This is a genomic window from Paraburkholderia atlantica (assembly GCF_009362785.1).
Classification (GTDB): domain Bacteria; phylum Pseudomonadota; class Gammaproteobacteria; order Burkholderiales; family Burkholderiaceae; genus Paraburkholderia; species Paraburkholderia atlantica.
Map to the genome: position 1 here is coordinate 22,235 of NZ_WHNQ01000025.1, position 13,196 is coordinate 35,430.

Here is a 13,196-nt window from a genome sequence, read left to right on the forward strand (position 1 = left end):
GTTGTTCGGCGGCCGACACATCCAGGATCAACCGGAAGGTGTCGTCCCCGCCGCATTAGCCACGCTCGAGGCGCCTGCGCAGTGTCCCAACCAGCCTGTCGAACGGCAACGCACTGGCTGCCAGCGCGCTAGTCTCCGAAAAATACTCCCTCACGATGTCCGTCAACACTTGCCCCGGAGGCGCCTCGACCAGCACGTGCGCGCCCATTTCCTGCATCACGGTGAGCGCATCGAACCAGCGCACGGTGTAGCGCATGTTCGTAGCAAGATCTTCGCGGATCGCGTCGGCCGTATATAACGGCCGTCCACCGCGATTGCCGATATAGATGCCGCGCGGTGTTTCAAAACACAACTCGCGCGAGTACGCGAGCAGTTCGTCGCTCGCATGCGCGAGCAACTCGCAATGCGAGGGCACGCTGACCGCGAGCCGGGTGGCCTTGCGCGCGCCGGCCGCGAGTGCGCGTTCGATGAACACGTCGAGCGCATCGTCCGCGCCGGCCATCACGATCTGGCGCGGCGCATTGACGTTGCCGATATACACGCGTTGCCGTTGCTGTTCCGCCTGCTGCGCGACGAGCGTTTCCACCTGCTGCTCGCTCAGGCCGGATACGGCCGCGAGACCATAGCCGGACGGATAAGCGGTCTCCATCAGTTCGGCGCGCCGTCGCACCATCTTCAACGCATCGCGAAACGCCACCGCGCCGCTACTGACCGCTGCCGGATATGCGCCGACCGACAGCCCCGCGCTGATTTCCGCCACCAAGCCTTCATCGGCGAGCGCGCGTGTGATCGCGACGCCCGCGATCGTCAGTCCCAGTTGCACGGCGACGGTTGAATCCAAAGCATCGGGTGAGTCGAGCGTCAGCACGTTCATGCCGAGCGTGTCCGCTGCTTCAGCGAACGTGTCCTGTACCGCGCGATGCCGCGGCAGCCGATTCAGAAAGCCTTCGCTTTGCGCACCTTGACCGGGGAACAGAAGCGCGAGCATCAGGCGGTGCCATCCTGAGCAACATCGGCCCACGGATCGGCGATCATGCGGGGGCCGCTCGCGTGCCGGGCCAGCACGCGCGCCTTGCCCGCGGCCCACTCGGCGAGCGCAACGCCGCCCGCGGGCGTTTCGAGTTGTGCATCGATGCGCACACCGACACGCGCGGAGAGCGTTTGCAGTTGCTCGACCAAAGCACCTGCGACATTCAACCCCAGCGGTTCGGGCACGCGGATCAACAGATCGAGATCGCTGGCTTCGTTGACAGTTGGCGCATACGTCGCCAGTTCAAATCCCGTGCTACCGGTAGGTCCCCAAACGAATCCAGAAAGCGGACCGCTCCGGTCGGATTGCAACGAAAGCAGCGCAACGAAAGAAGGCAATGCATCACGTTCGGGATCGGGTCGCGCCCGGGCCAGGGACTCCGGCGATACGATGCCGACGATATCGTCCGCCTGCGCCCACGTGCCGTAACGTTGCTGTCGCTCCGCGCCGCGCACGCCGATCGCGACGAAGCCTTCAGCGACGAACGCGCGTCGGACGACCGCATACGGTGCGCGTTCGAACGCATCGCGAACCCATGCCGGTTCGTCATCGAGCGAATCGAGCCGTCGCAAGCGCAGCAGATCGTGCGGCCGCCAGCGCGCGTCGCAGAACGTGGCGCAAGCAGTCGGGAACTGCGCAGCCGCACACACGCCCATCACGCGGCATTCCACTGTTCGGCAAGACGCCGCCGAACCTCGATCGACGCCGCGCGAGTCTGCCGCGCCGCCGTCGATTCCAGCCGCCGCGCGAGCGTCCGATTCCCCTCGCGCGCGCTGCGAATCTGTTCGACCAGCACCGTGCGCACGCGCTCGATCTGCGCCGCGTCAGGCGCATCCGCATCGACGCCGTCGATCAGCTGATCGAGCAGCCCCAGCTTCGCGAACGACGCCATCGAATACGACATCGGCACGATCGTCTCGCCGAGTTCGTCGAGTTCTTCGACCGTGCGGCGCGTGACCCGCGCGGCCGCTTCCTTGCCCATCGCGTGGACCATCGTGCCGGGCACGTCGAGCGCGACGATGCGGTTCGCCTGATAGCCGTGCGCGAGGAACGCGCCGGACATCGCCGGACCGACGATCAGCGCGATCACCGGGTGCCCGGCGTCGCGCGCGCTCGCGTAGGCGTCGACGGCGGCTGCGCAGGCGAGGTGGATGCCGAGCATTTCCTCGCGATAGCCATACGCCTGGCTCTTCACGTCGACGATCGCGACGATCGGGCGGCGCGTGCCGGCGCCTCGATCCGCTTCCATGACTTCGCGCACCGCGCGCGCGAGTTGCCAGCCTTGTTCGAGCCCGACCACGTTGCTGGTCGCGCGCGGAAAGCGGTTCGCGGCATCGGGCACGACCGAGATGAAGCGAGCGGTGTCGCCGCCGAGCGGCGCATCGCCGCTCCAGACGGGTGCCGCGCTCGACGATTCGCCGGCCAGTGCGGTGAACCAGCGCGCGCCGCGGGTGAGTGTCGTGTCGCTCATGCCTGCTCCTTGTTCGATAGACCGCCCGCTTGCGGGTTGTACACATCACGCAGCGACTCGGGCGTGACGCTTGCCGGATCGATCCGCGCGAGGCGCTGCAGGAACCTGTCGACCTGCTCGCTGCGATGCTGGGCCGGCACGCCCCGCGCGAACGCAGCGAGCACGGCGGCGCGCACCGCGTCGGCATCGTCGTCGACGAGCGTGTCGGCGAGCGCGCTCGCGACGCGCTGCTCGCCGCCGATCAGTTGCCACACGCGGCGGCGATCGCTCGCATCGAGTTCTTCGATGCCGGCTTCCTGCTCGATCACTTCGGGTCCGTTCATGCCGAGCCGTCCCTGCTTGGTCACGATCAGATACGAGCACAGCGCGGCCGCGAGCGACATGCCTCCGAAGCAGCCGACCATGCCCGCGATCACGCCGACCACCGGCACGTGCCGGCGCAGCGCGACGATCGCCGCCTGAATCTCGGCAATGACCGCAAGCCCGAGGTTCGCTTCCTGCAGCCGCACGCCGCCGGTCTCGAACAGCACGACGGGGCGCACGAGCTTGCCGCGCTTGCAGTCGCGCAGCGCCATCTCGAGCGCCGCGGCGATCTTGCTGCCCGACACTTCGCCGATGCTGCCGCCCTGGAACGCCGATTCGATCGCGGCGACCACGGCCGGTTCGCCGTCGATCGTGCCGCGCGCGATCACGCAGCCGTCGTCGGCCTGGCAGACGATGCCCTGCATGGGCAGCCACGGCGAAGCGATGCGGTCGAACGGTCCGAGCAGTTCGCGGAAGCTGCCCGCGTCGAGCAGCGAGCGGGCGCGCTCGCGCGCGGGTAGTTCGATGAAGCTCTCGTGCAGCAGCGGTGCGCGGTGAACGCTGGCGCTCGTGCTCATACGCTGCCTCCTTCCTCGGCCGCTTCGACCGCTTCCGCGAGCCGTAGCGCGACCACGCCCGGCGTCGCGCCGAAGTCGTTGATCTCGATGTTCGCCGCGCCGTCGTAGCGCGTGAAGAAGCGGTCGAGCACGCTCTTCCAGATGTGGCTATAGCCGTCGACGCTGGTGCGCACGACCACGTGCGCAGCAAGCGCCGAGCCGCCTGCATCGGCGGCGGGCGACAGCAGCACTTCCAGATCGCCCGAGCCGACTACGCCGACGTGCGCGCGGGTCGTGACGGCGCGTTGCGCCGGATAATCGAAAGTCAGATGTTCCATGAGGCTCAGCTCCGGCTGGCGTCGCGATGCGCCAGCATGTCGAGAAAGAGGGTGGCGGCAAGCAGATCGGCCGAGCCGCCAGGCGATGCGTTCAGCGCTAGCAGTTCGCGTTCGAGCGCGTCGAGCGCGACGCGGCCCGCGGGTGTCGAACTGCCGCCCGCGTCGAGCACGCGTCGTGCGCCGCGCTGCCCCGCATGCAAGCCGGCGAGGCCAGCGCGATGCAGCAGGCAGGTGTCGTCGAGTGTGCTCATGATCGCGAGCAATGCGTCGATGCGCGCGGTGTTTTCGTCAAGACCGCGTGCGCGCGCCGCGTGTAACGCAGGCAAGCCGACGTCGAGCGCGTGCGGAAAGCCGTCCTGCGCTTCGCGCCTTGCGCCGCCCACCTGATAGCGTCGACGCGCGCGTTCGCCGTGGCTATCGGATGAAGCGGCGAAGCGGTCCGGAAAGCAGGCAATCTGCGCGGCCACAGTGCAGACGCGCGAGATATCCGGATGGTTCGGCGCGCCCGGTCCGTGCATACGCATCGAGGCACTCGAAGACGTTTCGAGCGCCGCGCCCGCAACGAGCAAGCCGATGATCCAGATCGCGCCGCGATGCGCATTGCTGCCGCCCGTCGCATGCATCATGTCCTGTTCGCCCGCGCGGCCGATCTGCGCGAGTTCGGTGCGCAGCAGCGCCGACGGTTCGCCGCGGCGGCGCGCGGTGCGCGCGAGCGCGGCGAAAGTAGGTTCGAGCGCGTGCGCGGAGCGCCGCATGATCGCGAGATCGAGATCGCGATGCGCGCCGCTGCCGCGCCGGTCGACGAGCGCGGGCTTCGGCGTGAGTTCGGCCTCGTCGATCAGCGCGGTGACCGCGTCGCGCGCGAGTTGCGCGTCGGAAAACGGCGCGGCCGGCGGCGGCGCAAGCGAAGAGGTGTCGCACGCATCATTGCGCAGCAGCGAAGCAGGCGGCGCGTCCAACCGTTCGAGAACAGCAGCAGCGGACGCCATCGTCACCAGCTCCGGAAGCGCGCGGGCGGCGCGTACAGTCCGCCCGACCACGTGACCAGATCGTCGATGCTGCGCGCCGCGAGCAGCGAACGCTTCGCATCGCCGCGCCGGATGCCGAGATCTTCCGGATACGCGACGATGCCGCGCCGGCGCAATTCCGCGGTTTTCTCGGGCTTCGCGCGCAGACCGATCGGCGTGACACCGGCCACTGCCGCGATCGCCGCGCGCCGCTCGTCGATGCCTTCGGCCTTGTGCAGATGCGCGATGCCTTCCTCGGTGACCACATGGCTCACGTCGTCGCCGTAGATCATCACCGGCGCGATCGGCATGCCGTTTTTCGCGCCGACCGCGATCGCGTCGAGTTCATCGACGAAGGTGGGCTCGCCGCCTTTCTTGTACGTTTCCGCGAGTTGCACGACGAGCTTCTGGCCGCGCGATACCGCGCCGTCGCCCTTCAACAGCTTCAGCCACGCCTCGCTCGCATGACGCCGGCCGCGCGGATCGTGGCCCATGTTCGGCGCGCCGCCAAAACCGGCGAGCCGTCCGCGCGTGACCGTCGACGAATTCGCGTCCGCGTCGATCTGCAGCGTCGACCCGATGAACAGATCGACGCCGTATTGGCCGGCCAACTGACACAGCACGCGGTTCGAACGCAGGCTGCCGTCGTTGCCGGTGAAGAACACGTCGGGGCGCGCCTCGATATACGCCTCCATGCCGACCTCGCTGCCGAAGCAATGGATGCTGTCGACCCAGCCCGATTCGATCGCGGGGATCATCGTCGGGTGCGGATTGAGCGTCCAGTTGCGGCAGATCTTGCCCTTGAGGCCGAGCGATTCGCCGTAGGTGGGCAGCAGCAGTTCGATCGCCGCGGTATCGAAACCGATGCCGTGATTGAGCGACGTAACGCCATACGGCTCGTAGATGCCGCGTATCACCATCATCGCGGTCAGCACCTGCAAGTCGCCGATATGACGCGGATCGCGCGTGAACAGCGGCTCGACCGCGAACGGCCGGTCCGCCTGCACGATCACGTCGACCCAGGAACCCGGAATGTCGACGCGCGGCAACTCATCGACGATCTCGTTGACCTGCACGATCACGATGCCGTGACGGAACGCGGCGGCCTCGGCGATGGTCGGCGTGTCCTCGGTATTCGGGCCGGTGTACAGATTGCCGTGACGGTCGGCCTTGTCCGCGCACAGCAGCGCGACGTGCGGCGTCAGGTCGACGAACATGCGCGCGTACAGCTCGACATACGTATAAATCGCGCCGATTTCGAGCTGGCCGTCCTCGAGCAGTTGGGCGACGCGCAGACTCTGCGGCCCCGCGAACGAGAAATCGACCTTGTGCGCGATGCCGCGCTCGAACAACGTCAGGTGCTCAGGACGGCTGATGCTCGAAATCAGCAGATGCACGTCGTGCAGCTTCTGCGGATCGACCTTCGCGAGCGAGCGCGACAGGAAATCGGCCTGTTTCTGATTGTCGCCTTCGAGCGCGACGCGCTCACCGGGCTGGATCAGCGTTTCGAGCGCATCGACGATGCGGTGTGTGGGCAGCACGCCGTCTTCGAGCCACGGCGCGATGGCCGCGAGGCGGCGGTTCTTTTCGTCGCGTCGGGTCGTCCATGAGCGGGCAGTGGACCGCGACGAGGCGGCTTCGGCGGGGTGGTTCATCGGCTCGGTCATCGGCTCATTCATCGGTTCAGTCAGCTCCCGGTGTGGACGCGCGGGCGTCGGCCGCGCGGCTTCGGTTGATGCGCCAGCGCTTCTTCGCGCGCGCGCTCGGTCAGGAAACGATGCAGAAGCTCGCCGGTGCCGAGCAGATGCGCGACCACCAGCGACTGCGCGGTCGCGATATCGCGGCGCTCGACGGCTTCGAGCAGCGCGGCGTGCTCACTGTCGGACTCGCCCTTGTACGACGGCAAGCCGAACTTCAACCGCAGATAGCGTTCGCCGCGCCGGTGCAGCAAGCCGATCATGTCCTCGAGCTGCGGCCGGCCGGCGGGCGCGTAGAGACACATATGGAACGCGGCATTGCGCGTCACGTATAGCGACGGGTCCTCTTCGCGCTCGGCGGCGCGGCACAACTCCGCGGCTTCGCGCAGCGTCGCGGCGGTGTGATTCGGAATCGCGAGGCCGAGCGCGAGACTTTCTAGCGCCGAGCGGATCTCGTAGATTTCGCGCGCTTCGTTGGCGGACAGCGGCGCGACGGTCGCGCCTTTGTGGACCGCCGCGCGCGCCCAGCCCTCGCTTTCGAGCTGGCGCAGCGCCTCGCGCACCGGAATCGCGCTGACGGAGAAATGCCGGGCGATCGCGTCCTGGCGCAATGGTGCGCCGGGCGCGAGCGTACCGTCGACGATCGCCGCTCGCAGCGCCTCCGCGATCATGTGCGAGGTGCTTTCGCGAGGTGCCGCGGCCGGAAGAAACGAGCCGGTCACGGGCGCGTCCAGGGGAAAACCTTCAGTTGCGTCGGTCATAGTATCAAATATTATATATGAAAAGACGCGTATTTCAGCGCGGGCAAACCCGGAAGCGTCTTCACCCACAATCCCGGCAATGTCCCCGCGCCGTCCTCTGAACTAGTTGTACGAGGACATCGGCGATCAATCAACGTCGTCGACCCAACCCAAGCGCGCCCGTCGTTTTTCGTTACGTTCAACCATCGTAGGCTGGAGGAGCAAGATGAATACACTGACCGACCGACGAGCGGTCGCGCGTCAGCGCACACCACTCAATCGTTCGCAGATCGCAGGGTTTTGGGGCGCGTGGGCCGGCTGGACGCTCGACGGCATGGACTCGTTTATCTACGCGCTGGTGCTCACGCCCGCGCTGACCGAGCTGCTGCCGCGTTCGGGCTTCGCGGCGACGCCGTCGAACGTCGGTCTCGCGGGATCGATCCTGTTTGCGCTGTTTCTGGTCGGTTGGGGGCTGTCGTTCATCTGGGGACCGCTCGCCGATCGCTTCGGCCGTACCAAGGTGCTTGCCGCCACGATCTTCACGTTCGCGATTTTCACCGGGCTTGCCGCGACCTCGACCAATGTGTGGCAGCTCGGTGTTTATCGCTTCATCGCGGGCGTTGGCATCGGCGGGGAGTGGGCGCTGGCGGGCACCTACGTGGCCGAGGCCTGGCCCGAGGATCGCCGCAAGATGGGCGCCGGTTATCTGCAGACCGGCTACTACGCGGGCTTCTTTCTCGCGGCCGCGCTCAATTACACGATCGGCGTGCATTTCGGCTGGCGCGCGATGTTCCTGACCGGCGCCGTGCCGGTCGTCGTCGCGATTCTGATTCTGCTGCGCGTGAAGGAGCCGGAGAAGTGGCAGAAGGCCGACGCCAAGACGGTGCGCGTGAAGCCGCTGCGCGAGATCATGGGGCCGGCTTACCGGCGTCGCACATGGGTCGCGTGCATTCTGCTGACCATCGCGATCATCGGGCTGTGGGCGGGTGCCGTCTACGAGCCGTCCGCGGTGATCCAGCTCGCGGCGCGCGCCGGAATGTCGAAGGGCGATTCGATGCGCATGGCGTCGCTGGCGACTGGCTTGCTGTCGATCGGCACGATCCTCGGCTGTCTCGCGCTGCCGCCGCTGGCCGAGCGCATCGGCCGCAAGATGACGTTGGCGGTGTACTTCGCGGGGATGGCGGTGGCGATCGCGGCGAGCTTCGGCTGGGCGTTCTATCTGCCGAACGGGCTCGCGCCGTTTATCGCGTGGCTGTTCGTGCTGGGCTTTTTCGGCGGCAATTTCGCGTTGTTCAGCCTGTGGCTGCCCGAGCAGTTCGAAACCCGCGTACGCGCGACCGCGTTTGCGTTCTGCACGTCGTTTGGACGCTTCGTCGGCGCGGGCGTCAACTTTTTGCTCGGCGCCGCGGTGCTGCATATGCAGACGCTCGGCGTGCCGGTCGCGTTGACGGCGCTGGCCTTCGTGCTCGGCCTGTTCGTGATTCCGTTCGCGCCGGAGACCAAGGGCGAGACGCTGCCGCAGTAAGAACCGGGCGGGCGGCGCGCGTTACTTCGCGTGACTGCGCGCCCGCCCGGCCGGATGCAGCAGCGTCAGCAACGGCCAGCCGAGATTGACGCCGAGACTGGCGGCGACGATCAGCGCCATACCCGCCAGTTGCGACGGCGACAGCGCACGGCCATACACGAGCGCGTCGACGACGATCGCGGTCAGTGGATAAACGAACAGCAGCACCGCGATCACCGGCGTGCTGAGCTTCGGCAGCGCGCCGTAAATCAGCACGTACGACAATCCCGTGTGCAGCACGCCCATGCCGATCAGCCAGAACCACTGCATCGGCCCGATATGCGTGAGCGTCAATGGCGCGATGAGCGGCGCGATCAGCGGCAGGCAGATCACGCCGACCGCGCATTGCGTGAGCGTCAGCAGATGCGGGCGCATGTCGCCGAGGCTTTTCGCGATCAGCGTGACGCTCGCATACAGCAGCGAGCCGAGCAGCGCTTCGCTCAAGCCGATCAGATAGCTGGTGTGGCCCTGCAGATTGCCGGCCGCGATGACCCCCGACGCGAGCACGAGCCCGACGAACGCCGTCGCGATCCAGCCTAACCGATCCGTGCCGAGCCGTTCGTTAAAGAGCGCCGCGCCGATCAGCACGACCCAAAACGGCTGCACATGAAACACGACGGTCGCGACCGCGATGCCGGTGCGATGAATCGCGTCGAAAAAGCCGACCCACTGCGTGACCATCAGCACGCCGGAAACTACCGCGAGCACGATGGTGCGGCGCGTGAACTGCGCGCGCGTGAAGAAGCCCTTCCACGCGCAATAGGCGGCGAGCGACAGAAAGCCGAACAGGCAGCGGAAGAACACGAGCGTCAGCGCATCGAGCCGCGCCTCCTCGACGAAAACGCCGATCGTGCCCATCAGCAGCCCGCCGCTCGCCAGCGTGATCGCGCCTTGTTGACGTGAGGTGAGGGACATGCGCAACGACTCCTTGAGGTGATGCCTGCGAGTATTGCGCCGCTTGCGGGCTTATCACAAACGAATTAAATTGAGCAATTCCATAAGCCCGGTTGATAAATCGTGAACCCTGAATTCGACGTCGATCTGTTGCGCAGCTTCGTCGCGGTCGTGGAGGCGGGCAGCTTCACGAAGGCGGCGGCGAGCGTGCATCGCTCGCAGGCGGCGGTCAGCATGCAGATCAAGCGGCTCGAAACGATGCTCGGCACCACGCTGTTCGCGCGCAACACGCGCAACCTGTCGCTGACGCGGCCCGGCAATACGCTGCTCGAATACGCGCGGCGCGCGCTCGCGTTGCAGGAGGAGGCGTGGTCGGCGATCGTGCGGCCCGAGGTGACCGGCCGCGTGGTGCTCGGCGCTCCGGACGACTATGTTTCGTCGCTGCTGTCGCCGGTGTTGCGGCGTTTCGCGACGCTGTATCCGCGCGTCGAGATCGAGATCGTCTGTGCGCAGAGCACGGCGCTCGCGCCGATGCTCGCCGACAACAAGATCGACCTCGCGTTCGTCACGCGCGACCACAAGCTGCGCGGCGAATTCGTGCGCAGCGAGCCGATGGTGTGGGTGGGGGCGTCGGTCGATACGCCGGTGTTGAAGGCGTCGCCGTTGCCGGTGGGGTTGTACGAGCCCGGCTGCGTCGCGCGTCAGCATACGCTCGCCGCACTGGATGGCGCGCGCATCCGCTATCGCGCGGCATTCAGCAGCGCGAGCCTGATGGGACTCGTCGCGACCGTGGATGCCGGTTTGTCGGTGATTGCGCTGACGCGTTGCAGCGTGCCGCCGCGGCTCGCGATTCTCGGCGACGCGCAAGGCCTGCCGAAAATCGCGCCGCTCGAAATCGTGGTCGCGCGCAGCGCGAAATCGGATCGGCCGACCTGCGATTATCTGGCGCAGCAGATGGTGCAGGATCTGTCGTTGCGGTAGCCCGAGCGGGCCAGCCTTAGCCCTTCAAGCCCGCGCATAGGCGGTCACTTCACGCTCGACCGCGAGCCGCACGCGCTCGCCCGCACGCGGGCACAGATAACCGGAAGTGCGGGTCCGGTTGCGTGGGGTTGCATGTGCTTGCGCGGATGAAAAGCGAGCCGCGCGGCATCAGAAGTTGATATTGGTCCGCACGCCGACGACGAACGTATTGCGCAGCGGCTGCGTCGGGTCGTTCGGGTTCTGGCCCGCACCGGCGTTGAACGTGTATTGCGCGTCGGCCTGCACCTGCCACCACGGATTGATCTGGTACTGGTAGGTCGCCTCGAGCGCGGTTTCACTGGTGCGCACGCCGTACGGGCTACCGTTGAATGCCAGGAAGTCCTTGTCGAGTCCGTTCACGTGACTGCCGACCTTGATATAGGTCAGCGCGAGGCCGGCGCTGTCGTTGTCACGGCCCTTGAACGGCGCCTTCAGCACGACGCCGAGGTTGGCCGCGACTTGCACGAGATTGCGGTCGCCCGGCGCGCCCATCACGCGTGCGAACACGCCGAGGCTGCGTGGTTCGTCGGGGTCGGGGCGCCACACCATCTGGTCGGCGACCGCATAGAAGCTGTAGTTGCCGCTGTGATTCGCGGGAATGCCTGTCGACGCAGGATTCGCGAGCGACAGCCCGATGTTGTCGAAACGCTGATCGGCGAATTTGTTGGTGTTGTACCAGACGCCGATCTTGTAGGTCCCCGGCAGACCGCCGCCGCCCGTGCCGACCATCTCGCCGTCGGACGGCTGGTTGATCGCGTACTGCAGTTCGCCGATCCACAACGCGCCGTTATGCAGGTTGAAGTTCGTGCCGCTCATGTTGTTCGGGTTGTTGCCGAGCGGGTCGCCCGAATACACGCCGGCCAGCGCGGTCAACGAAGGGGTGATCTGGCCGCGCACGCGCACGCCGAGACCCGCGAGCGGATAGGCGGGACCGCCCGACGGCAGGTCGTACGAGGGCAGCGCGGGCCAGCCGAACATCGTGTTGAGGAACAGCGCCGCATACGAGCTGGTGATGAATTCCTGGTCGAGACTCTGCTGACCGATTTTCACGTCGACGCGCTTGTTCAGGAACGACTGCTGATACCAGAGTTCCCACAGACGTGTCGCGTTGTCAGCCTCGATACCGCTCGCCGTATTCAACGTGCCGAGCTTGTTCGCGCTCAGGTTCGAACCGTGAATCTGCAGCGCGCTGACGTTGAAGAGGCCGCCTGGCAGGCCGAACGCCTTTTGCGTATCCATCTGCAACGTGGCGGTGGTCAGGCCGTCGTAGTCGGCGCCACGGGCGAGACCGCCGCGCAGATTGGCCAGCACTTCGCTGGTTTCGGTCAGCGTGAAGGTCACGCCGTACTTGCCGAGCCACGGACGCAGGCCGCCCATGTCGCCGAGCATCTGCTGACGATCCCAGAAGCCGGTCGACTCCTTGGTCTGCGTCGCCTCAATGCTCAGGTCGGCTTCGGGCGCTTCCGGGTTCGCATCGGGATTGGCTTCGGCCAGCGCCGCGTGGCCGGTCAACGAAGCAGACGCGAAGACCGTACACAGTGCAACGCGCCGCATCGAAGGCAAAAGCGTACGATGAATTGCAGCGGTACGTGCTGAAGGGTCGCAAGACGGACGCGCGCCGGCGCGCAGTCCCTTGAGTGGGGCGAACTTCATCGAAATCCTTATTAGTGTTGTTCCGTCCGATGCCGGAGCAGGTAATGGCGTGATCGTACGCAGGCGATCTGCGAGAGTCAAACAAATGAGAACGATTCGCATCGATATCGGGGGCGCGTCATCCCTGTGCTCACGAAAACGTAACGAAACCGAATTGACGTAGCCAGACCGAACGCGACAACGGGTGAGTTGTCGAAGCGCTCGAAGTAACCCTGAAAGTCAATGTAAGGAGTTGAAATGAGCAAGCGCATTCTTCTGGTTTCGTTGCTGGCGAGTGGCGGTCTGTTGTTGGGCGGCGCCGCGCACGCGCAGTTGAATCTGAAGCAGTTCGGTATCGGCGGGGGCGGTGATAGCTCGGCGGGTGCCGGAACGTCGTCGGGCGGCGTGTCGCAACTGCTGCAGAGCTATGTGGGCGCGAACCAGCAGGTGCTGAGCGGGCAGTCGAGCCTTGCGTCGGCGATGGGCATGACGAGTGCGGCCGGCCAGGCGCAGCAGGCGGCGGGGCTGCTCAGCGGCGGCACGCCGTCGGTCAGTCAGTTGACGCAGGTCGGCAGCACACAGCAGTCGCTGTCGCAGAAGCTCACCGATGCGTTCGCAAATCATGCAAGTGGCGGCGCGTCGGCGACGCCGGTCAACAAGGAAGCGTTCACCCAGGGGCTGTCGTCGCTCGGCAAGGGGGTCAGCCAGTATTCGAGCTTGCAGTCGGGGCTTGGCAGCCTCGGTCAGATGAGCCCGTCGTCGCTGCTGCAATCGGGCCTCAATCCGCAGACCGCGCAAAGCGCGTCGTATATCGCGCAGTCGGCGCCGGGGCAATTGCAGTCGCTGATGTCGACGCTGAGTTCGGCCGTGCAGTTCGCGTCGAGCCACGGCATTACGGTGCCGTCGATCGCGACGTCGGCGTTGAAGGGAATGTAGGCGCGTT

Annotated in this window: 13 protein-coding genes; 3 read left to right on the plus strand and 10 right to left on the minus strand. The window is 66.4% G+C overall.

Features of this window, described 5'->3' with window-relative positions; genetic code table 11:
• Positions 1-55: 55 nt before the first annotated feature.
• Genes mdcH through GCT19_RS28730 form a run of 8 tightly spaced genes read right to left on the minus strand, consistent with a single transcriptional unit; the run spans position 56 to position 7,164 of the window.
• The gene (mdcH, locus tag GCT19_RS28695; protein ID WP_152853814.1) at positions 56-988 is read right to left on the minus strand and encodes a malonate decarboxylase subunit epsilon; all 933 of its coding nucleotides are present in this window, start codon (positions 986-988) and stop codon (positions 56-58) included.
• Positions 988-1,686: a malonate decarboxylase holo-ACP synthase gene (locus GCT19_RS28700; RefSeq protein WP_152853860.1), complete on the minus strand. Its 699-nt coding sequence runs from the start codon at positions 1,684-1,686 to the stop codon at positions 988-990. The genes mdcH and GCT19_RS28700 overlap by 1 nt, the downstream gene beginning before the upstream one ends.
• A complete protein-coding gene (gene mdcE / locus GCT19_RS28705; RefSeq protein WP_152853815.1) occupies positions 1,686-2,501 on the minus strand; it encodes a biotin-independent malonate decarboxylase subunit gamma in 816 nt (271 codons plus the stop codon). Before mdcE ends, GCT19_RS28700 begins: the two co-directional genes overlap by 1 nt.
• The gene (locus GCT19_RS28710; RefSeq protein WP_152853816.1) at positions 2,498-3,382 is read right to left on the minus strand and encodes a biotin-independent malonate decarboxylase subunit beta; all 885 of its coding nucleotides are present in this window, start codon (positions 3,380-3,382) and stop codon (positions 2,498-2,500) included. Before GCT19_RS28710 ends, mdcE begins: the two co-directional genes overlap by 4 nt.
• Complete coding sequence (locus tag GCT19_RS28715) at positions 3,379-3,699, minus strand: malonate decarboxylase subunit delta (RefSeq protein WP_013091479.1); 321 nt, start codon at positions 3,697-3,699, stop codon at positions 3,379-3,381. The genes GCT19_RS28710 and GCT19_RS28715 overlap by 4 nt, the downstream gene beginning before the upstream one ends.
• 5 nt (positions 3,700-3,704) lie before the next feature.
• Positions 3,705-4,688, minus strand: a complete 984-nt coding sequence (locus tag GCT19_RS28720; protein WP_152853817.1) for a triphosphoribosyl-dephospho-CoA synthase — start codon at positions 4,686-4,688, stop codon at positions 3,705-3,707.
• A 2-nt stretch (positions 4,689-4,690) separates the two neighbouring features.
• A complete protein-coding gene (mdcA, locus tag GCT19_RS28725) occupies positions 4,691-6,361 on the minus strand; it encodes a malonate decarboxylase subunit alpha (protein ID WP_026228218.1) in 1,671 nt (556 codons plus the stop codon).
• 32 nt (positions 6,362-6,393) lie between these two features.
• Positions 6,394-7,164, minus strand: coding sequence for a GntR family transcriptional regulator (locus GCT19_RS28730; RefSeq protein WP_152853818.1), 771 nt, complete (start codon positions 7,162-7,164; stop codon positions 6,394-6,396).
• A 205-nt stretch (positions 7,165-7,369) separates the two neighbouring features.
• Between GCT19_RS28730 and GCT19_RS28735 the strand changes: the two genes are divergently transcribed.
• Complete coding sequence (locus GCT19_RS28735) at positions 7,370-8,668, plus strand: MFS transporter (protein WP_152853819.1); 1,299 nt, start codon at positions 7,370-7,372, stop codon at positions 8,666-8,668.
• Between the two features lie 21 nt (positions 8,669-8,689).
• Here the strand turns inward: GCT19_RS28735 and GCT19_RS28740 are convergent, their stop codons facing one another.
• Positions 8,690-9,622 (minus strand): DMT family transporter, encoded by a 933-nt coding sequence (locus tag GCT19_RS28740; RefSeq protein WP_152853820.1) that lies wholly within the window; start codon positions 9,620-9,622, stop codon positions 8,690-8,692.
• A 102-nt stretch (positions 9,623-9,724) separates the two neighbouring features.
• On the opposite strand from GCT19_RS28740, the gene GCT19_RS28745 reads away from it, so the two are divergent.
• The gene (locus tag GCT19_RS28745) at positions 9,725-10,582 is read left to right on the plus strand and encodes a LysR family transcriptional regulator (protein ID WP_018433082.1); all 858 of its coding nucleotides are present in this window, start codon (positions 9,725-9,727) and stop codon (positions 10,580-10,582) included.
• Positions 10,583-10,750: 168 nt separating this feature from the next.
• Here the strand turns inward: GCT19_RS28745 and GCT19_RS28750 are convergent, their stop codons facing one another.
• Positions 10,751-12,274 (minus strand): carbohydrate porin, encoded by a 1,524-nt coding sequence (locus GCT19_RS28750; RefSeq protein ID WP_152853821.1) that lies wholly within the window; start codon positions 12,272-12,274, stop codon positions 10,751-10,753.
• 237 nt (positions 12,275-12,511) lie between these two features.
• Between GCT19_RS28750 and GCT19_RS28755 the strand changes: the two genes are divergently transcribed.
• The gene (locus tag GCT19_RS28755) at positions 12,512-13,189 is read left to right on the plus strand and encodes a hypothetical protein (RefSeq protein ID WP_152853822.1); all 678 of its coding nucleotides are present in this window, start codon (positions 12,512-12,514) and stop codon (positions 13,187-13,189) included.
• Positions 13,190-13,196: the final 7 nt, after the last annotated feature.